The sequence below is a fragment of the Rhizobium pantanalense genome (assembly GCF_030182525.1).
In the GTDB taxonomy this organism is placed as follows: Bacteria; Pseudomonadota; Alphaproteobacteria; order Rhizobiales; family Rhizobiaceae; genus Rhizobium.
Genome location: NZ_JAQJCH010000001.1, coordinates 1,122,119 through 1,142,326, shown reverse-complemented (window position 1 = coordinate 1,142,326; position 20,208 = coordinate 1,122,119). Strand labels below are relative to the sequence as shown.

Sequence of the window (20,208 nt, the reverse complement as noted above, 5' to 3'; positions counted from 1 at the left end):
TTCCCAGGCATGCTGGTGGCTTGTTTACCATAGCGTCTTCGCTGCACGCACCGGCGCCTCACGATCATAGGTTTCCTGGTCGAAATCGGCCTTTGCAGCCTTGAGCATCATGCCTGGGCTCGGCAGACTTGCCGGGTCGACGAACCGTTCCGTATTCCACAGCTCAGCCCGCATCACCGCCCGCGCGCACTGGAAATAGACATCCTCGATCGTGATGACGACAACGCAGCGTGGATGCCTGCCATCCATCTCGAAACTGTCGAGCAGGACCGGCTCGATCGAGACGACAGCCCGGCCATTGAGCCGCATCGTCGTATTCGATCCCGGAATGAGAAACATCAGCGCTATACGCGGATCGCGCACGATATTCGCGAGAGAGTCGACGCGGTTGTTGCCGCGCCAATCCGGCAAATGCAGGGTTTTCTCGTCCTCCACACGAACAACGCCGCCCAAGTCACCACGCGGTGAGCAATCAAGCCCCTCAGGCCCGACCGTTGCCAGCGCCATGAATGGTGATGCTTCGATCATTCGGCGATAGAGCGGTGTCAGGACGCTCGTGACCTTGGTGATCGACGCTTCACCGGCGTCGCCATAGAGCTGCTTCAGTTGCTCGACGGATGTGACGATGTGCATGCGGCCTCACGCTTCTCTATGGCAATCCACTCAGATCCGAGGCGGCGCAGATATAGTTATGACGAGCGACGCAGCGGAGTTCGGTAAAACGATAGCACCGTACCGTCACGATTTTCGAGCGGATTTTCCTCATCGAGGTCTTCGGCAAGGAAGCTCTGGATGGCGTCAAGCACGGGTGCGGCACTCACAATGCGCCGGTGCCCGAAACCGTTGGCCCAGAAGAGACGGACATGCGCACCCTCGGCGGCATAGCTGCGCGCATGCTCGGGGCTCACTTCCTTGTCGTCCTCGGCATGGATGACGAGAACCGGCCGGCTCGGATCGAGCCGGCCGTGCTTCTGGTCATAGGAAGCAAGCGTCCTGCCCGTTATCAGGCGAACCTCGTCCTCTAGGCTCGCTTGTGCAGCCGGCCCAAGCCGCATCAGGCGGCCGAAATCTTTAAAGAGCCAGCCCATGGCGCTTGGCGCGCCGATCAACACCAGTTTGCCCGGCCGAAGCGGCTCGATGTCAGGCAGAAAGCCTGCAGATGCCAGTGTCAGGGATGCACCGCCAAAGGAATGTCCGATCGCGGCATCGAAGGCTCCGAAGCGCGCCGACACCGCGGCAATCGCGGATACGGCCAAACGGACATTCAAGAACCGCCCGCCCGAGCGACCATGCCCGGGAAGATCGAGGGAGATCACTTCTGCCCCACTATCCGCAAGGAAAGCAGCAAGTTCGGACATGTATTCACTGCTGGAGCCCCAGCCATGGACCACGAGATAGCGCTTGCGCGATCCCTTGGCTCCACCGTTGAAACGGTAAGCCATCGCACGGCCGCCCGGAAACGGCAGAATCACCTGCTCTGCCGCGAGAAGACGCTGTCTGCCCTCCATATGCGCCGCCTTGGCCTTCGAACCGCGCGGCCGACGCGATGGCGTCAGACAGAAAATCCGGAAAGCTGCCTTGCCGGCCAGCCGCGGAGACAGCCTTTCGAGACCGGCAAGACCCGACCGGGTGACCTTGAGCGCAAAGGATGGCATAGTGGGAATCCGATAATGTTCAACTATGAACAATAAAGTACAACGATGAACAAAAATCAATCCCTTCCTTGGGACCACCCGCGTTTTCGAAGCTGGATCGCCGTGGCGCGCGCGTGCCAGCTTATGCAACAATCACTTGGACGGGCACTAGTGCATCTCGACATTAAGCCGCCGCACCTCGACATTCTCGTCAACCTGTTTCGCTTTGAAGGCATTTCCCAGCAGGAACTCGCTCGCAAGCTACTGGTCGGCCGCTCCAACATGAGCATGCTGTTGCCGCAGATGGAAAAGCGGGGACTGATCGAACGGCGGGGCGACCGTCTCGACAAGCGCGTGCTCCGCCTCTACCTGACCGACGAAGGGCGGCGCGTGACGGAAGAAGCCATGACCATCCAGACCGCGCTCATCGACCGGATGCTCTCGGATGCGCCGATCGAAGAGTGCGAAGCGATCACTGTGCATATGGAGCGCGTCGTCAGCCTCCTGATGCAGGAAGAGCGTGAACCGCTGGAGCCCATTGGCGATCAATGATCGCCAGTCGAACGTGCGGACGGAACGACCCGGTTCAACGAGGCAAATTCCCAGATCGCAACGACGACGAGCACGGCCGTCGCCAGAATGCCGAGCTGATAGACCACGACCATTGGCAAGGTAAGCAACAATAGCGCTAGCCCGACAAGGCCCGCCATATGCGATAGCGGCGGCCGGCCGGTGGTCACCCCTTTGAACCACAGATTTCCGAGCAGGAAGACCGCCGGTCCGCCCAGAATGGCAGCCGCGGCGTGCATGTCGGCCGCGTCGCGGGGATGCGCGAACAGGAATTCGTCGCCGACGACGCTCAGGATAATGCCGGCGAGGATCGGAATATGCGCGTAGGTGAATGCCTGCCGCGCGAGGCTGCCGGGCGTGTCGTCATGTTCGATGCGATGAGCCGCCCTTTCATGACCGAATTGAAAATAGATCCACCAAAGGGCGACCGTACCGACGAAAGCAATGACGAACACCGCGACGATCAAGGGCGTCACCGGCTGCTCGGCAAAGGTCTTGCCGGCCTGCAGCACCGCTTCGCCGAGGCAGATGATGATGAAGAGTGCGCAACGTTCGGCCAGATGCGCGCCCGACACATTCCAGTCCGCCGTCGTCGATTTGCCAAGCCCGGGTACCTGGAAGCCGAGTGCAGGGGCCGAATATTCTATGACGAGAGCGATCAGCCAAAGCATAATACGAGCCTCACCTTCCATCAGCGCGCCTGAAATCCAGAAAATGCCGGACAGGATCAGCCAGCTGGTGATGCGCAGGAAATTGCGATGGTTGGCTGCGCTGGCATTCTTGAGGGCGTAGACGGTGAACAGCGAGCGGCCCACCTGCATGAAGACGTAGGCGCCGGCAAAGAAGATTGCCTTCTCGCCAAAAGCCTCGGGAATGGCGGCAGAAAGGATAAGTCCCGCAAACATCAGCGTAAACAGCATGATACGCACCGGCATGCGATCCGGATCGAGCCAGTTCGTCACCCAGGCGGTGAAAACCCAGACCCACCACACGGCGAAGATCAGCATGATGGCTTCGAGCGCGCCTAGTGGAGTGAAATGCTCGGCCAGCGCATGCGCAAGCTGCGAGATCGAGAAAACGAAGACCAGATCAAAAAACAGCTCGACGAAGGAAACCTTGCTCTCGTTCTTGCTGCCCTTGGCGCGAAGCCAGTTTTCCCTACCCCCAAGGATCATGCTTGCGTCCCCTGTTGTTACCGGAATTTGCTAGTGCGGCTTTCCAACCGGGTCGCGGCTGAGACCTTTTTCCTTCAACTCAGCCTCATAGGCCGCGAAAAGCTCCTGGCCCTTTTCTCCAAGCTCACGCAGATAGGACCATGTGAAAATGCCTGTGTCGTGCATGTCGTCGAAGCCGATGCGAACGGCATAGTTGCCGGTCGGTGTCATCGACATGATGCCGACATTGCGCTTGCCCGGTACGGTAACCTTCTGGCCCGGTCCGTGTCCCTGGACCTCCGCGGAGGGGGACAGCACGCGCAGCATCTCGGCCGGCAAGTCGAAGCTCGCACCGTTGTCGAACGTCACCAGCAGGTGATGGCGATCCTTCGAGACCCGCAATTCGGTCGGCCAAACGTCACTCATCGATTTTCCCATGTCTTTCAGCGTCTTTCCGAGAATTATGCCGCCACACGTCCACACGCAAGCATAATTGAAAGGCATTTTCCTTGACGCAACAATCGCCTATGCACACATTAGCAGTGTGATGGAGATTTGAGTGAATAGCATTGTTGGTACGATAGGCGGCGCCTCGCCGCTGGCTGCGGACAAGAACCCGATGATTGACCCTTTCGGGCGCGCGGTCACGTATTTGCGCGTTTCCGTCACCGACCGCTGTGATTTCCGCTGCACCTACTGCATGGCCGAGCACATGACCTTCCTGCCCAAGAAGGATCTGCTGACGCTCGAAGAACTCGACCGGCTCTGTTCCGCCTTCATCGCCAAGGGCGTGCGCAAGATCAGGCTCACCGGCGGCGAACCTCTGGTGCGCAAGAACATCATGTTTCTGGTCCGGAAACTCGGCGAGAGCGTACAGAATGGCGCGCTCGACGAATTGACCCTGACGACAAACGGCTCGCAGCTCGCCCGCCACGCCGAAGAGCTTTACGATAGCGGCGTCCGGCGCATCAACGTGTCGCTCGATACACTGGATCCCGATAAATTCCGCACGATCACCCGCTGGGGAGATTTCTCCAAGGTGATGGAAGGCATCGACGCAGCGCAGAAAGCCGGTCTGAAGATCAAGCTCAATGCCGTCGCGCTCAAAGGCTTCAACGATACCGAAATTCCCGACCTCCTCCGGTTCGCGCATGGTCGCGGCATGGACCTGACCGTCATCGAGACCATGCCTATGGGCGAAATCGACGAAGACCGCACCGATCAATATCTCCCGCTCTCCCAGCTGCGCACCGATCTCGAGGGTCAGTTCACGCTGACGGACATTCCCTACCAGACGGGCGGCCCTGCCCGTTACGTCGAAGTCACAGAGACCGGCGGTCGCCTCGGCTTCATCACGCCCATGACCCATAATTTCTGCGAGAGCTGCAATCGCGTGCGGCTCACCTGCACGGGCACGCTCTATATGTGCCTCGGGCAGAACGATGCAGCCGACCTGCGCACGGCACTGCGCGCGAGCGAGGATGACGCCCTGCTCCATGCCGCGATAGACGAAGCCATCACCCGCAAGCCGAAGGGTCATGATTTCATCATCGACCGCACGCACAACCGTCCGGCAGTCGGTCGCCACATGAGCGTCACCGGCGGCTAAATCCCACCGAGAACATCAAATATGCAGCTTGAGCTTATTCGCAATGCGACGCTGAAGGTCACCTATGGCGGCCATATTCTGCTGATCGACCCTTATTTTGCACCGCGCCACAGTCTCCCGTCCTTCACCGGCCGCTCTCCCAATCCGATGACGGAACTGCCGCGTTCGATCGACGACATTCTCCAGGGCGTCGAGCTGGTGATCGTATCGCATCTCCATACCGATCATTTCGATGCCGTGGCGAAGGAGCGCGTGCCGAAAACATTGCCGATTCTTTGCCAACCCGGTGACGAAGGACGTATCCGCAACGCGGGGTTCACAAACGTCACGCCGCTCACGCAGTCGATCGTTTGGCAAGGGCTGACAATCACGCCGCGGCAGGGCAGCCACGGTGTCGGGCCAGTGGTGGAGAAAATGGGACCGGTCATCGGCCTCACGCTGGAAGCTGCCGGCGAACCCACTGTCTATTGGGCTGGTGATACCGTGCTTTACCCTCCGGTCGTCGAAACGATCAGTGAATTCTCCCCCGATATCATCGTCACCCATTCCTGTGGCGCCCGTTGGGATGGCGACCTGATCGTCATGGACGACAAACAGACGCTCGAAGTCAGCCGCCTCGCCCCGCAAGCGACTATCGTCGCAACTCACATGGAAGCACTCGATCACGCGACCATCACGCGCCAGGATCTTCGCCAAACCGCGGAGGCAGGCGGTCTCGATCCCTCGCGGCTGCTCATTCCCGCTGACGGTGAGACGCTCCATCTCGGCCAGTAATTTGCTCGCAATTCATCAGTCGCGATAGCAAGCTTCAATCGAAAAGCGCCGGACCATTGGCCCGGCGCTTTTCGATTCATGATGGTCTTCTATCGATGCAGCCCTACGCAGCGCGGTAGCGCGCATCCGCACTGCCATAGCTTGCATACTCCACCTCGCCATCGCCGGTGCGGAAGCGATCGATCTTTTCGGACAGCATGTCGACGCGCTGACGGAGGCCATGGATCTCCGCATTGTTCTCTTCGACCATCGCCGCGTTGCGCTGCGTGATCAGCTCGACTTCGGAAACCGCGCGGGTGACTTCCTCGATACCGGTCGATTGCTCGGTGGTCGCCGACGAAATGTCGGCAACGAGCCTCTGAACGCCCGTGACGTGGTTGATGATCTCGGTCAGGGCTGCGCCGGTCTGCTCGACCAGATGAACGCCGTTCCGCACCTGGGTGGAGCTTGCGGAAATCAAGCCCTTGATCTCCTTCGCCGCATTGGCACAGCGTTGCGCAAGTTCACGCACCTCCTGAGCGACAACAGCAAAGCCGCGGCCGGCTTCACCGGCACGGGCTGCCTCGACACCGGCATTCAGAGCAAGGAGGTTGGTCTGGAAGGCGATCTCGTCGATGACCCCGATGATAGTGGCGATCTTCTCCGACGAACGGTTGATCTCGCTCATCGCGCCCACAGCCTTGGCGACGACTTCGCCCGATTGGGTCGCATAGGCCTGCGTCTCGTTGACGGAGGTCGCCGTCTGCCGTGCACGATCGGCGGTCGAGCGCACAACGTCGCTGAGGCGATGCAGTGCCCGCGAGCTTTCCTCGAGGGCGGCCGCCTGCTGCTCGGTGCGCCGAGCGAGGTCGTCGGCCGACATGGCAAGATTGCCGGTGCCGCCCTTGATCTCCTCGGCCGTGTAGCGAACGTCCGTCAGGGTCTCACGCAGCGCTTCGACGGCGTGATTGTACGTAAAGGCCATTTCCACGAAATCAGCCGAAAGGTCCTCGCGCATGCCCTCTTCCAGATTGCCGTCGGCAAGCTTGGCGAGAACGTCGGCAAGCGCATTGAGCGCCTGCTTCTGCTCGGCCTCGATGCGGGCACGCTCGGCGGCGCGACGGGCAGCCTCTTCCGCAGAGAGCGCACGGGCGCTTTCGGCTTCCCGCTCCAGCCGGACATTTTCAAGCGCGGCATCGCGGAAGACGCTGACGGAGCGCACCATGTCGCCGATCTCATCGCCGCGATTGCGGCCGTCGATCGCGACTTCCAGGTCGCCGCTTGCAAGGCGCGTCATCACGTCGGCAACGCGCTTCAGCGGACCGCGCAGGGTTTCCACAAGCATGAGACCACCGATGATGGCAAGCAGCGTGCCGACGATCATGGCGATGACCGAGACATTGGCCGAACGCTCGCTATCTTCCTTGCCAAGTTCCTGTGCCTGAGCAACGAAGCCACGCAGCGAGGTCATCGCATCGGCGAGCAAGGTGTTGGACTGAACACGCGTCGTCTTCCAGTCGGCTGCCGTCTGCAGCAGATCGGCCGATCCATTGGTCAAGCCCTCGATCAGCGGCTTCATGTGAGCCGCAAAATCGCGCATGGTGGCGTTGGTCGGGCCGAGCTCCGAAATCCTTGCAGCTATGCTCTGCAGATCCTTGAGATCCGCAAGTACCGGTTCGCGTGAGGCTGCATCGCGAACGTTTTCCATGCGCGAGGCATGCAATATCAGGCGATCGACGAGACTAAGCGCCTGATCGACATGATCCAGAAGCTCCTTTTGGCCATCGATGATCTTATCGAGGCTGACGAAACGATCGGCGGCGGTATCGCTGTTCTTGGCCGACTGCAGGGTCATCTCGCCTTCGATCTTCACGAAGCTCTGCAAGATCGGCCCCATCGCCTCGACCTTCTGGTCCGGCGTGCCGGAGCCCTTCAATACCGCATCGAGCTTGTCGGCAGCATCGGAGGCATTGGCGACGAGGCTGGCGCCGCGCTTGGAAACGAGTGCCTGGGAAACCGTCACCTGCTTCAGGATAGCGTCCGCATAGGTGCGCGCGTCTGAAATCTCCTCGGTGGAGTCGGCAGCCATCTGCACCTGGATGCGCAGATTGCTCATCTTTTCCGAGAGGCCCTTATAGGCCGCAGCATCGTAAAGCAGCTCCTTGGCGAAGGTTTCCTTGTCGCTGAAATCCTTGCGGATGATGTCGATCTGCTTGCCGGCGGCCTTTGCGGTCGCCTCGATATTCTGCACCGCCTTCTGGATGGCTTGGATATCGCCATCCTGCTTCTGCCTGATGGACCAGAGCGTCGCTTCCTGCGTGCGCATCTTGGCGGCGAGCTCGGTGACCGGAGTGATCTTGGCGCGTTGATCGTCACTGAGCAACCCGCTTAAGCGACGCACGCCCTGTTCCTGCGCGTCTATCTTGTCGGCCAGCGCCTGGCGTGTCTCTTCCGAAGGCGACCCGGTGAATTCCTGCAGGGCGGCCTGCAGGTTCTCGAAATCGCTGATATTCTCGATCGTGGCGCGCGTCACGGTCATATGGCCGTTCAGAATATTGGCCGTGTGATAGCCCACCAGGCCGACGCCAGCGATGAGAACCACCAGAGGCACCACGAAAATAAGGACTTTGGTGACAATCCTGCGGCCTTGCAAAAGACGATCAATGAAAAACATACGGCGCCTCAACTGGATTATAAAAATCTCCAGCGAAGGCGGGATCGTCATTCCTGCTGCGCTGCGGTAGGTGCTTCTGCCTCATGCAAAACCGCTGAGAGCCTCGGGAAATAAGATTGAATAAGCATTAATTCCCGACCTAAAAGCCTTTGCAACGGCAAAAAATATGCAACCATTGTATCATTCCGCGACCATAGCGCGAAAAAGTTACATCGATGACTGACAAATCTCCCGCAATGCACAATGGAATTTGACTGCCACTCAACCGATTTCGACCTCGGCCGAAACACAGCCGATTCCAATTTGTCGAAAACGGCGCTAATCCAGACGAGTATATCGGGGGACTCATCTTTCTCATGCGACTGACCAAGAATACGCAGGGCGCGCTCTTCATGGCGGCCTCCATGGCCGGCTTCTCCTGCAGCGATGCGCTGTCCAAGACGGTCATCGTCACGATGAACGCAGGCGAGATCATCTTCATCCGCGGCTTGTTCACGAGTTTTTTCGTCTACCTGCTCGCTCGACGAATGGGTGCCCTGCGCAATTGGCGCGTCATCCTGCAGCCAATGATTGCGCTACGTATCGCCTGCGAAGCTCTGGCAGCGGCAACCTACATCACTGCCCTTGGAATGATGCCGATCGCCAATGCCTCCGCTATCCAGCAGGCAGTGCCGCTTGCCGTGACGCTTGGCGCGATGATTTTTTTGAAGGAGCCTGTAGGATGGAGGCGATGGACGGCCATTGCCGTCGGCTTCATCGGTGTGCTGATCATCATCAGGCCCGGCCGGGACGGATTCACGACGGCTGCCCTCCTTGCAATCGCCTGCATGTTTGCGACCGCCGCCCGCGATCTGGCGACACGCTGTATCGACAAGAATGTGCCGTCACTGATGGTCACGCTCTGCACCGCTATTTCCATTTCCATATTCGGCGCATTGTGCATCGTCCCCTTCGGCGGCTGGCAGCCGGTGAGCACGACATCGCTCCTGCAGATCCTGCTGGCCTCTATCCTGGTGCTGATCGGCTACCAGAGCGTTATCCTGGCCATGCGCACCGGCGAAATCTCTTTCGTCGCGCCGTTCCGCTATCTCAGTCTCATCTGGTCGGCCCTGCTCGGCCTGATCGCCTTTGGCGAAGTGCCGGACGGATGGTCTGTTTTCGGCGCTGCTGTTGTCATCGCCTCGGGCATCTATACTTTCTATCGCGAAAGCAAACGGCGGGCGGCCGAGCCCGTCGCGCAGGAATCAGAACCCCGCGTTCCCGCCTGAGGTCGATATCATGTCCGACTTCATCCCCAACCCGGAAGATATTCCCGTCGTTCTGCTCGCGGGCGGCCGTTCCAGCCGCATGGGCGCGAATAAGGCCTTTGCACTACTCGCCGGCAAAAGCCTGCTGGCTCGTATCGCGTCGAAGATCGGGCGCCAACAACGCAAACCGATCGCACTGAATGCGGATGCCGATTGGCCTGACATCATGGGGATGCGGCTCATTCCGGATAGAATTCCCGGTAAAGTAGGGCCGCTTGCAGGTGTGCTCGCCGCGCTGCAGGACGCGCGGTTGCGTTACCCTGAGGTCTCGCATATCGCCACCATCCCCATAGACAGCCCCTTCTTTCCCTCCGATCTAGTCCAGCGCCTTGCCCATGTCATTCACGGCCCCGACGAGATTGCCATTGCCGCATCCCTTGGGCAGGATCATCCTGTTTTCGGTCTCTGGCCCGTCTCCGCCGCCGTCGACCTGGAACAATGGATCCCTTCCGACGAAAAGCGGCGCGTGAGAGATTTCCTCGCCCGATATAAAGTGCGGCGGGTTGAGTTTCCCGCGATCGAAACGGCAATCGGGGCTCTCGATCCCTTCTTCAACATCAATACGCCAGCCGATCTCGCCGAAGCGGAGACATGGCTGGCAGCTTTGGAACGCGCGTCATGACGAAATCTCGGCCCAAAATCTTCGGCATCGCCGGCTGGAAGAATTCCGGCAAGACGGGGCTTGCCGTGCGGCTGGTCACGGAGTTCACCCGGCGCGGCTATCGCATCTCGACCATCAAGCACGCGCATCATGATTTCGATATCGATAAGGTGGGCGCCGACAGTTTTCGCCATCGGGAGGCGGGCGCGCATGAAGTCACCATCGTCTCCGGCACGCGTTACGCCATCATGCACGAATTGCGCGGCGCGCCCGAACCGAGCTTCGAAGAAATACTGGCGCGCCTTGCCCCCTGCGACCTCGTTTTGATCGAAGGTTACAAACGAGAACCCATTCCGAAGATCGAGGCGCGCCGGCTGGAAGCTGCCAAGCGCGAACCGCTCGCCCCACAGGATCCTCACATCGTGGCCATCGCCACGGACCATCCGGTTGAAGATGCCGGTTCGCTCGCCGTTTTCAACCTCGACGACACAGTCGCCATCGCCGATTTCATCGCTGCAAAAGTAGGTCTCGGCGACCAGCCGAAATAGAAAGGCCGCCGGTTTCCCGGCGGCCCCTGCTATCAAGCTGATCCTTACCGGTTCGACGCGACCGGGCGCACCAGCGGCGTGATACGGCGAATGGTGACGCGGCGGTTTTCCTGCGACGGACCGAGCGTATTCACCTTGAGATACTGCTCGCCATAGCCCTGGGTGACCAGGTTTTCGGCCGGAATGCCGTAGACATCCGTCAGCACGTTGGCGACCGATTCCGCGCGTTGGTCCGACAGGATCAGATTGCTCTGGGCCGAACCCACCGCATCCGTATGGCCCTCGATCAGGAAAGTTTCCGTCGGATCGCGCTTGATGATCTTCGACATGCCATCGGCGACACCGCGAAGGGTGCTCGCCTGCGACATCGGAATCTCGGCGCTGCCCGTTGCGAAGGTGATCGTGTCGAGGTCGATACGGCGGATCTTGTCTCGGATACGAGCCGAATAGCGGACTTCGTTGACCGAATAGATACGCTCGACCGGCTCGACCGGCGGCTCGCGCAGGAAGTCGTAATAGTCGGCATTGCGATTCGATGCCGTATCGATGATGTACTGGCTCAGCGGAATGAGCAGGCGCATCGGCGGCAGATCTTCACCCGGATCGCGGTAGTAGTCGTCATTGTCAGGACGATCTTCCAGTTCCGGCGAGTAGAACAGCACATATTCGCGACCGCTGGAGTCAATGCGCGAGCGCTGGATGATGTCGCCGTAGCGGTTGCGGATCGTCACGACGCGATCGCCGTCGGGCTGATCGATCGTCTCGCGATAGCGGTCACGCGGCAGTTGTTCGTAGACCGGCCGCTCGCCGCCTCGAATGAAGCGCTCGCTATCATCGTGGCGAACGACATAGGTGTTGTCGACATTCACGATGGTCCGGTTGTCCTGATTGATGATGGTCTGGACCGTCGTTCCCTGCGGCGGGACGAAATCCGGCCGGCGATCGATGCGGCGACCCTGCTCGCTGGTCACGGCTTCCATTTTGACTGGAGGTTGCGGCTGGGCGCCGGCTGCCGCGCGCTGCGCCTCGGCGTCTGAGGTCGGTGGCTTGGTGTAAGCCGGTGGTGGCTGCTGGGCCGGAGCATTCTGGGCCTGTCCGCTCTGCTGAGCCTGACCCGCCTGTCCACCACCAACCTGGGCGCCCGGAGCAGCGGGGTTCTGTCCGTTGTTGCGATGCTCGCCTCGACGAACCGCATCCTTCTGGCTGTCCAGAACAGCGCTTCCGTTTTCGACCGGAAGGATGACGGGACCATTGGCGGAGGCTGGATTCTCCGCGATCTTCTTGCGGCGCTCCAGTTCCTGCGGCGAGACCTGCTCGGCCGGAGGCACTTGGATTTCGCCAGCCTGCTGACCATTGCCGTTCGTGGCGGGAGCCGTTGCACTCCCTTGGGCCGGCGTCGCGGCGCCATTGGCCGGCTGCTGCTTGCCGGGCTGCGGCGCCGCCGGGTTACCAGCCTGGGCGGGCTGTCCTTGCGGCGTCGTGCCCTGCTGGGCCGGCTGCTGCGGATTGGCGGCGGGCTGCTCGCCCTGCTGCTGGTTCTGTGGCTGCTTGCCGTGGGTCTTGTCTCCGCCCTGCTTCTGCCCCTGCTGGGCGCCGGGTGTCGCCGGTGTTCCGGGTTGTGCTTCGGGCTGCGCCTGCGTTCCCGGCTGTGCCTTATGTCCCTGGGCGGGCTCACCGGCCGGTGCCGGCTGCTGCTCGGCGGGCTGCTTTGCCGGAGCCTCGGTCTGACCTTGCGGCTTGGGATGGGCGTTCTGTTCGGGCTGCGCCTGCTTTCCTGGCTGAGCCTCCTGATTCGGCTGTTCGCCGGCGGCGGGAGCCTGTTTCTCGGCCGGAGCAGGCTGCTGTGCCTTCGCACCAGGCTTGGCCTTCGGCGGCTGTACTTCTGGCTGCGCTTCCGTAGCAGGCTGCTGCTCTACCTTCGGCTGCTGCTTTTGCGGCTTCGGTTGCTCTTGCTCTGCAGGCTGCTTTGCTTCCGGCTGCTTGGCCTTCTGCTTCGGCTGCGGGGCTTCTGGCTCTGCCTCGGGAGCGACAGCCTTGGGCTGCGGTTTGACTTCGGGCTGAGCCTGAGGCTCTTCAGCCGGTTGCTGGCGCTGCTTCTTCGGCTCGGGCGGAGCCTCTGCGGTCGGCTGCTGCTTTTGCGGCTTCGGCTGCTCCTGCTCCGCAGGCTGCTGATGCTCGGCCTTCGGCGGCTGGGCTTCCGGCTGCTGCTGCTTCGGCGCCTTCTGCTGCGGCTCGCCTTCAGGCTCTGCCTGCTTCATCTGGTGCTGCTGCTCGCCGCCACCCTGATGCTTCTGGCCCTCTCCGCCTTCGCCAGGCTTCTTGTGCTTGAGCTGCTCCTCATCTGGTTGAGTTGCCGGCGCTTCCTGCTGCGCAACCTCGAAGCTGGCGTCGGGGGCCATTGCGGCCACATCACCGATGCCATTGTTCAGCGGTGCGATGGGCTGTTCACGAAGTGCCGCCGCTGCTGCCGGCTCGAAGGCGAGCGATAGCGAAAGCAGCGGAAACGCGGCGCTGGCAAATAGTCTGGATCGCTTTCCCATAGGGGTCTCCTCTTATGATCTTTGTCCGCCGAATTGCGAATCTCAGCGGCAAGGCGATTGCCTCAGGAACCCGGCCAATTTTCGGTTCTCATGAGGCTGAATCGCGGCAAGCCGCTATATGTTCCCGCACTATTAGGTTGCCGCAATTAACCCTGGCTGAACGCAGCGGATGGTTTTCGTTCAGATTTCCCTGTGGCGGGCTTGCATTGCGACGGCATTGCGCAAAGGCAGATTGCCTTCGTAATTCCAGTTGCATTTTCCAGAAAAAAAGTACGAATATCGCCGCAAGGCGGGCCACCGGCCCGCTCCACTCGAGCCGTCTGCCAAAAACAATAATCGGCTGCCGGCCACCAACAGAGAGGGTCAATATGCGCATCTCCACTCGTCTTCTTGCCGCCGCGTCCTTCGCCGCAATGTCGCTCGTCGCCGGTGCGGCACTTGCCGACGGCGACACGATCGTCTTCGGCACGGACGCGACCTACCCGCCTTTCGAATCGCTTGACGCCGGCGGCAAGTTCATCGGCTTCGACATCGATATAACCAATGCGCTTTGCGATCAGATGAAGGTCAAGTGCACCTTCGTGAACCAGGATTTCGACGGCATCATTCCGGCCCTGCAGGCCAAGAAGTTCGACGCGATCATCTCGTCCATGTCGATCACGCCCGAGCGCGAGAAGATCGTCGACTTCACCAACAAGATCTACAACACGCCACCGGCAATCGCCGTTCCGAAGGACTCCGCTCTCAAGGAAGCGACCGACGAAGCCCTGAAGGGCAAGACGATCGGCGCACAGTCCTCCACGACCCATGCCAACTACGCCTCCACCCACCTGAAGGATGCCGAACTCAAGCTCTATCCGTCGGCTGATGAATACAAGCTCGACCTCAGCAACGGCCGCATCGATGCAGCCATCGATGACGTCGTCGTGCTGTCCGAATGGGTGAAGTCCGATGCAGGTAATTGCTGCAAGATGCTCGGCACGCTGAAAAGCGACCCGGTCATCAACGGCGTCGGTGCGGGCATTGCCATCCGCAAGGGCGATACAGCCCTCAAGGATAAGCTGAACGCCGCGATCGCCGCGATCCGCGCCGACGGCACCTACAAGAAGATCCAGGACAAGTATTTCGATTTCGACGTCTACGGCGATTGATCGCCCGTCGATTCCCTGGGAAAAGACGACGGCGGAAGCTTGCCCTTCCGCCGTTTTTGTTTGACAACGAGAAGAATATAAGCAGAAACGCGGCAAAAGCCGCTAGGGGAAATACAGCATGAGCGGATTGTTTTCCGCCCTTGGTTCCTTGTGGACCTGGTTGAGTACGATTTTTGACCCGTTATGTGGTCCGGCCGGACTGTTCACTCTGTTCGGTCAGAATACGATGCTCGCCTGCGGTGACACAGGATGGGGCGATGAGCTTGCCGGCGGGTTGAAGATTACCATCACCGTTTCGGTTCTAACGCTGCCGCTTGGCATCGTCATCGGCTTCTTCGTGGCGCTCGCGCAGCAATCTGAAGAGAAATCACTGCGGCTCGCCGCCGGTGTCTTCACGACGATTTTCCGTGGTCTGCCGGAGCTGCTGACGCTCTTCATCATCTACTATGGCATGCAGATCCTCTTGCAGTCCGTGCTCGCCAAATTCGGTTATAACGGACCCGTTGAAATCAATGCCTTCGCGGCCGGCATGGTGGCGCTGGCAATCGTCTTTTCCGCCTATTGCTCGGAAGTCCTCCTCTCTGCCTTCAAGGCCATTCCCAAAGGCCAGTATGAGGCAGGCGATGCCCTTGGATTCCACAGGGCCCGAACCATGCGGCTTATCATCGTGCCGCAACTCGTGCGCATTTCCTTGCCAAATCTCGGGAACCTCTGGATGAACCTGCTGAAGGATACGTCTTACGTGTCCATCATCGGTCTCGCCGACATCATCAGGCAGACAGGGATCGCCGTCCGTGCCACCAAGGCGCCCTTCACCTTCTATTCCATCGCCTGCCTGTTTTATCTGACGCTGGCCGTCATCTCTTCCGTCGGCCTCTTCTATCTCGATCGATGGGCTAAACGTGCGGAGGTCCATCGATGAGCCATGCTGAAGTTCTGATCGCCGCGCAGCCGGCACCGCCGAAGACGATCAAGAAGCTGTCCAAGGCGCGGATCGCCGGCTATTTCTTTCTGACCCTCTGGGCCATTCTCGGTATTTCGCTGCTTGCAATGATTATAACCGGCTGGGATGTTGACAAGCTCGAAACCTATGGGCCACGGCTGCTTCACGGCCTCTGGATCACGGTCAAGCTGGTCGCCACATCCTTTATCCTCGGCGCGATCCTCTCGATACCGCTGGCCTTTGCCCGAATGTCTAGCAACAAGATCCTGAGCACGCTGACCTATTGCTATGTCTATCTGTTTCGCGGCACGCCGCTGCTGGCCCAGATTTTCATGGTCTATTACGGTTTCCCGAGCTTTCGCTGGTTCTTCGAGGATATCGGCCTCTGGTGGTTCTTCAAGGATCCCTTCTATTGCGGCGTCTTCGCCATGACGCTGAACACGGCGGCCTATCAGACGGAAATCGTCCGGGGCGCCATTCAGAGCGTGCCGAAGGGCCAGCGGGAAGCGGCCAGCGCGCTTGGTATCCATACCTGGATCGCCTTCCGCAAGATCATCATTCCGCAAGCGCTCATCGTGGCGCTGCGTCCTTACGGCAACGAGATCATCCTGCTGATCAAGAGTTCGGCAACCGTCTCCATTATTACGGTCTTCGACCTGATGGGCGAAACACGCTATGCCTTCTCGCGGACCTACGACTACCAGATCTATCTCTGGGCAGCGATCTTCTATCTCGTGATCGTCGAACTCATGCGAAACGGCTGGGCGCGGATGGAAGGCGGGCTGACACGGCATCTCAAGCGCTGATCTCATAAAAGGCGGCGTTCGAAGCGCCGCCTTGGCAGCACTCTCGAATTGTTGCTGCTAGTGCATTGATTTCTGTGAATAAATTTCCTTCATGACATTTTTGTAAAGCTTGAGTTTACCATCTGCTGTTTCCATATTTGAGTGATCATGAGTCACGACAAGAATGGGAACGGAAAGAGAAAGCTCATGCATAACGACATGCAAAAGCAGTTGCACGGTTATGGGTTGACGACGGCGCAGATCTTCTACCGCCTGCCCGATCATCCGCAAATCCTCCAAACCTATATCTGGCAGGATTATGATCTCGCCCCGAACTTCCCGGAAATGCGCGGCTTCCTGAAATTCTGGCAGGAAACGCTGGATGGCCCACTGCATTCCGTGCGCTATGTCCATCGCAAGCTGATTTCAGCGACCGAATGGCGGGCGCTAAAGGGAGAATTCATCCTGCACTAGCCGCATCGGGTCTTCGACATCATCGGTGCGCCCGCTGGGCGACACGGCAAGCATTGCAAAAGCCGATCAAGCGCCTTAATGCCTGCGTGACGAATGGAAGGGCTGTCACTCATGGCAAAGAAGAAGATCGACGAAGACGCGTTGGCGGAAGCATATAACCAGGCCTTGGCGCTGGAAAAGGCGGGCGATATCGACGCTGCGGTTCAGGCCTATGAGAAGGTGCTGGCTCTCGATCCAGAAGACCATGGCGGCGCGGCCGTCCGCATTGCCTCCATGGGTCGCGGCGAGACGCCGGTCAAGGCGCCGGACGCCTATGTCGAGACGCTCTTCGATCAGCATGCCGAGGTTTTCGAGGATGTGCTGGTGGAGCAGCTCGGCTACCATGTTCCGGTCCTCGTTCGCCAGCGCCTGCAAGCTCTCGGCCTCGGCCCCTTCAAGCGCATGCTCGACCTCGGCTGCGGCACGGGGCTTACGGGCGGCACTCTGCGCGATATCGTTGAGGATATCACCGGTATTGACATTTCCGAGAACATGGTCGAAGTCGCCCATGAGAAAGACATCTACGAGACACTCTTCGTCGCTGAGGTCGAGGATTTCCTCGACGACAATGACGAGGAACCGTTCGACCTGATCACCGCGACTGATGTCTTGCCCTATCTCGGCGCGCTGGAACCCCTCTTCTTCGGCACTGCCGAAAACATGACGCCGGGCGGCCTCTTCATCTTCTCTTCGGAGACCCTGCCTGAGACGGCCATGGCCGGACGCCCCTATATGGTCGGCCCGCATCAGCGCTTCGCCCATTCGGAAGCCTATGTGCGCGAAAGGCTGAGTGCGACCGGCTTCGAACTCGTCGAAATCACCGACATCAATGTCCGCATGGAAGATGGCCAGCCGACACCGGGTCATCTGGTCATCGCCCGTCGTCTCGCCGATTGAGGTTAAATACATTACATCGCAAATAGTTATCTATTTGGATAACTATTTCCTTGCGCGACACCTAGCGAGCTGATACTTAGCCATTCCGGTAAGTATCAGCTCGAACCTTGATCTCGGAAGGTTGTCGCATGTCCCTTATTCTCTATCAGCATCCCCTCGCCTCCTTTTGCCACAAGGTGTTGATGGCGCTCTATGAAAACGGGACGCCATTCGAAAGCCGCATCATCGATCTCGGCAATGCGGAATCGCGCGCCTCGCTGGTGCGCCTCTGGCCGCTCGCAAAATTCCCGGTGCTTCGCGACGAAGCCCTCGACAGCACGGTTCCTGAGACCAGTATCATCATCGAATATCTCGACCGGCATTATCCGGGTGCAACGGCGCTGTTGCCGACCGAACTTTCGGATGCCCTGTGCGTCAGGCTCTGGGATCGCTTTTTCGACCTGTATGTGCAGGAGCCGATGCAAGCGATTGTCGCCGACGTGCGCCGCACGGAGGAGAATCGCAGCCCGCAGGGCGTTGCCGGCGCCGAGACCTTGCTGCGTACCGCCTATGGCATGATCGAAAAGCAATTGGACGGAAAGACCTGGATCACTGGGGACAGCCTGACCATGGCCGATTGCGCCGCAGCACCAGCCCTGTTCTACGCTGAAACGCTCGTTCCCTTCGCCAAAGAGCATGGTCGGCTGAAAGCATATTATCAATGCCTTATCGAGCGCCCATCCTTCGCCCGCGTGTTGCAGGAAGCAATGCCTTATTTCCACATGTACCCATATAGTGACAGGCTGCCGGCGCAGTTCCGGCCGGAAAAGCCGAATGCTTGAGGAAACACAGGCGCTCGACCGCATGTTCCAGGCCCTGTCCGATCAAAGCCGCCGCGGCATGATCGACAGGCTCGGCCGTGGTCCTGCTTCCGTGACCGAGTTGGCGCAACCGCTCGATATGGCGCTTCCGACGGTGATGAAACATTTGCAGGTGCTCGAGACGAGCGGACTGGTACTATCTGAAAAGACCGGCCGGGTGCGCACCTATCACCTGCGCAAGGAGGCGCTGGCAGCCGTCGAACGCTGGATTGCCGAGCGGAAGGCGTCCTGGAACAGGGCCTTCGACCGGCTCGACCTCTTTCTCGCTGATACATCGACGGAGACGACGGACGAATGAGCATAAGATCGACAAACCATACGACGATCACCATAGAACGTCATTTCAAAGCCCCTCTTTCGAAGGTCTTCAACGCCTGGGCAATACCGGAGCAAAAGCAGCAATGGTTTGCCTGTCACGGCGAATGGAAGCAGCTGGATTTCCAGCTCGATTTCCGCACCGGCGGCAGCGAAAGCAACCGTACTGTTTCCACGGATGGCGTCGTGCATGCCTATCAGGCACGCTATATCGACGTCGTCCAGAACGAGCGCTTCATCTATGCCTTTGACATGATGCTCGACGACGTCAGGATCTCCGTGTCGCTCGCAACCGTCAACTTTGCCCCAGAACCCGGCGGCACGAAAATGACCTTCGTCGAGCAGGTCGTTTTCCTCGACGGCTATACCGACAACGGCTCACGCCTCATGGGCACGGAAATCGGCTTCGACAATCTCAGGCTCTACGTCGAGGGAAACGATAGTAGGCCGAATTAGAGCAACTTCAGGAAAGTGCCCAGAGGTTTTCCATCCGGAATTGTGTAAAAAAGATAGAGCGTTTTCGTGATTCGAAGAAAAGCCGAAAGCTCTAACCCCGCGCATCACCGAGGATTGCCGCCAGCAGCTGCCCTTCGAGCTCTGCGAGCGCCGGATTGCCATGGCGGCGCGGATGCGGATAGGGAATGTCGAGATCGAGCACGAGCCGGCCCTCATCCAGCACCACGACGCGATCGGCCAGATGCACGGCTTCGCTGACATCGTGAGTCACGAGCACGGCGGTAAAGCCGAGCTCGCGCCAGACGCGATTCAGCAATTCCTGCATGCTGATGCGGGTCAGCGCATCAAGTGCACCGAGCGGTTCATCGAGCGCGAGGATACCGGGCTTGCTAACAAGCGCACGGGCAAGCGCCACGCGCTGCTTCTGCCCACCGGAAAGACTGGAAGGCCATTCGCCAGCCTTCTCGGTCAATTGCACTTCGGAAAGAACGGAGGCAGTTTCGTTACGCGAGATATCCTGCGACACGCCCTCGCCCAGGCCCACCGCAACATTGTCCGCGACCGAAAGCCACGGCAGCAGCCGCGGCTCCTGAAAGACGATGCGTGTATTGGCTTGTGCTTCTTCACCACCGGCCGCCTCGAATCGCAAATGGCCCGCACTCGGCTCTTCCAGCCCCATCAGGATGCGCAGCAGCGTGCTCTTGCCGCAACCGCTTTTGCCAATGACGGCAACGAACTGGCCGGCGGGAATATCGAGATCGATGCCTCGCAGGACGCGGTTGTTGCCGAAATTCTTCTCCAGACCCTTGATGTGGATGGCCGCAGCGCCCGCAGCTTGCGCAGCGACATTTTTGGTTTCCACCCGTGGGCGATCGAGTGTGTTGACGCTCATTGGAAG

General features: G+C 59.6%; 21 protein-coding genes. 14 read left to right on the top strand and 7 right to left on the bottom strand.

Annotated features, from left to right (window positions below; genetic code table 11):
• Window positions 1-24: 24 nt before the first annotated feature.
• Together PH558_RS05455 and PH558_RS05450 are read right to left on the bottom strand one after the other, a co-directional pair.
• Window positions 25-633: a pyridoxamine 5'-phosphate oxidase family protein gene (locus PH558_RS05455; RefSeq protein ID WP_113408023.1), complete on the bottom strand. Its 609-nt coding sequence runs from the start codon at window positions 631-633 to the stop codon at window positions 25-27.
• Window positions 634-689: 56 nt separating this feature from the next.
• Complete coding sequence (locus PH558_RS05450; protein ID WP_285202579.1) at window positions 690-1,655, bottom strand: alpha/beta hydrolase; 966 nt, start codon at window positions 1,653-1,655, stop codon at window positions 690-692.
• Window positions 1,656-1,700: 45 nt separating this feature from the next.
• On the opposite strand from PH558_RS05450, the gene PH558_RS05445 reads away from it, so the two are divergent.
• Window positions 1,701-2,186, top strand: a complete 486-nt coding sequence (locus tag PH558_RS05445) for a MarR family winged helix-turn-helix transcriptional regulator (protein WP_285202577.1) — start codon at window positions 1,701-1,703, stop codon at window positions 2,184-2,186.
• Here the strand turns inward: PH558_RS05445 and PH558_RS05440 are convergent.
• Window positions 2,180-3,379, bottom strand: coding sequence for a low temperature requirement protein A (locus tag PH558_RS05440; RefSeq protein WP_095435076.1), 1,200 nt, complete (start codon window positions 3,377-3,379; stop codon window positions 2,180-2,182). The two genes, PH558_RS05445 and PH558_RS05440, sit on opposite strands and share 7 nt — an antisense overlap.
• A gap of 30 nt (window positions 3,380-3,409) precedes the next feature.
• Window positions 3,410-3,784, bottom strand: coding sequence for a gamma-butyrobetaine hydroxylase family protein (locus PH558_RS05435; protein WP_113408337.1), 375 nt, complete (start codon window positions 3,782-3,784; stop codon window positions 3,410-3,412).
• A gap of 133 nt (window positions 3,785-3,917) precedes the next feature.
• On the opposite strand from PH558_RS05435, the gene moaA reads away from it, so the two are divergent.
• Both moaA and PH558_RS05425 read left to right on the top strand, forming a co-directional pair.
• Complete coding sequence (gene moaA / locus PH558_RS05430) at window positions 3,918-4,967, top strand: GTP 3',8-cyclase MoaA (protein WP_285202570.1); 1,050 nt, start codon at window positions 3,918-3,920, stop codon at window positions 4,965-4,967.
• A 21-nt stretch (window positions 4,968-4,988) separates the two neighbouring features.
• A complete protein-coding gene (locus PH558_RS05425) occupies window positions 4,989-5,741 on the top strand; it encodes an MBL fold metallo-hydrolase (RefSeq protein ID WP_285202567.1) in 753 nt (250 codons plus the stop codon).
• Window positions 5,742-5,844: 103 nt separating this feature from the next.
• On the opposite strand, the gene PH558_RS05420 is transcribed toward PH558_RS05425, so the two are convergent.
• Window positions 5,845-8,394 (bottom strand): methyl-accepting chemotaxis protein, encoded by a 2,550-nt coding sequence (locus PH558_RS05420; RefSeq protein ID WP_285202565.1) that lies wholly within the window; start codon window positions 8,392-8,394, stop codon window positions 5,845-5,847.
• A 356-nt stretch (window positions 8,395-8,750) separates the two neighbouring features.
• Between PH558_RS05420 and PH558_RS05415 the strand changes: the two genes are divergently transcribed.
• The 3 genes from PH558_RS05415 to mobB are packed head-to-tail and all read left to right on the top strand — an operon-like array spanning window position 8,751 to window position 10,850.
• Entirely contained in the window at window positions 8,751-9,662 is a 912-nt protein-coding gene (locus tag PH558_RS05415; RefSeq protein ID WP_285202563.1) for a DMT family transporter, read from the top strand.
• Window positions 9,663-9,672: 10 nt separating this feature from the next.
• Entirely contained in the window at window positions 9,673-10,323 is a 651-nt protein-coding gene (gene mobA / locus PH558_RS05410) for a molybdenum cofactor guanylyltransferase MobA (protein ID WP_285202559.1), read from the top strand.
• Window positions 10,320-10,850 (top strand): molybdopterin-guanine dinucleotide biosynthesis protein B, encoded by a 531-nt coding sequence (gene mobB / locus PH558_RS05405; RefSeq protein ID WP_095435082.1) that lies wholly within the window; start codon window positions 10,320-10,322, stop codon window positions 10,848-10,850. The genes mobA and mobB overlap by 4 nt, the downstream gene beginning before the upstream one ends.
• Window positions 10,851-10,894: 44 nt before the next feature.
• Here mobB and PH558_RS05400 read toward each other — a convergent pair whose 3' ends face one another.
• A complete protein-coding gene (locus PH558_RS05400) occupies window positions 10,895-13,390 on the bottom strand; it encodes an OmpA family protein (RefSeq protein ID WP_285202556.1) in 2,496 nt (831 codons plus the stop codon).
• Between the two features lie 368 nt (window positions 13,391-13,758).
• On the opposite strand from PH558_RS05400, the gene PH558_RS05395 reads away from it, so the two are divergent.
• The 8 genes from PH558_RS05395 to PH558_RS05360 all read left to right on the top strand — a co-directional run bounded on the left by PH558_RS05395 (window position 13,759) and on the right by PH558_RS05360 (window position 19,310).
• On the top strand, window positions 13,759-14,541 hold the full coding sequence (locus tag PH558_RS05395) for a lysine/arginine/ornithine ABC transporter substrate-binding protein (protein WP_095435084.1): 783 nt from the start codon (window positions 13,759-13,761) through the stop codon (window positions 14,539-14,541).
• 118 nt (window positions 14,542-14,659) lie between these two features.
• Window positions 14,660-15,463 carry an ABC transporter permease gene (locus tag PH558_RS05390; RefSeq protein WP_113229690.1) on the top strand — a complete coding sequence of 268 codons (804 nt, stop codon included), beginning with the start codon at window positions 14,660-14,662 and terminating at the stop codon, window positions 15,461-15,463.
• A complete protein-coding gene (locus tag PH558_RS05385) occupies window positions 15,460-16,290 on the top strand; it encodes an ABC transporter permease (protein WP_285174014.1) in 831 nt (276 codons plus the stop codon). The genes PH558_RS05390 and PH558_RS05385 overlap by 4 nt, the downstream gene beginning before the upstream one ends.
• Window positions 16,291-16,476: 186 nt before the next feature.
• On the top strand, window positions 16,477-16,743 hold the full coding sequence (locus PH558_RS05380) for an usg protein (protein WP_285202551.1): 267 nt from the start codon (window positions 16,477-16,479) through the stop codon (window positions 16,741-16,743).
• Window positions 16,744-16,854: 111 nt separating this feature from the next.
• Window positions 16,855-17,679, top strand: a complete 825-nt coding sequence (locus PH558_RS05375; protein WP_285202550.1) for a class I SAM-dependent DNA methyltransferase — start codon at window positions 16,855-16,857, stop codon at window positions 17,677-17,679.
• Window positions 17,680-17,807: 128 nt separating this feature from the next.
• Window positions 17,808-18,500: a glutathione S-transferase family protein gene (locus PH558_RS05370; RefSeq protein WP_285202549.1), complete on the top strand. Its 693-nt coding sequence runs from the start codon at window positions 17,808-17,810 to the stop codon at window positions 18,498-18,500.
• Window positions 18,493-18,837, top strand: a complete 345-nt coding sequence (locus tag PH558_RS05365; RefSeq protein WP_285202548.1) for an ArsR/SmtB family transcription factor — start codon at window positions 18,493-18,495, stop codon at window positions 18,835-18,837. The genes PH558_RS05370 and PH558_RS05365 overlap by 8 nt, the downstream gene beginning before the upstream one ends.
• Window positions 18,834-19,310 carry an SRPBCC family protein gene (locus PH558_RS05360; protein WP_095435090.1) on the top strand — a complete coding sequence of 159 codons (477 nt, stop codon included), beginning with the start codon at window positions 18,834-18,836 and terminating at the stop codon, window positions 19,308-19,310. The genes PH558_RS05365 and PH558_RS05360 overlap by 4 nt, the downstream gene beginning before the upstream one ends.
• 91 nt (window positions 19,311-19,401) lie before the next feature.
• Here the strand turns inward: PH558_RS05360 and PH558_RS05355 are convergent, their stop codons facing one another.
• Entirely contained in the window at window positions 19,402-20,202 is an 801-nt protein-coding gene (locus PH558_RS05355; protein WP_095435091.1) for an ATP-binding cassette domain-containing protein, read from the bottom strand.
• Between the last annotated feature and the right edge of the window lie 6 nt (window positions 20,203-20,208).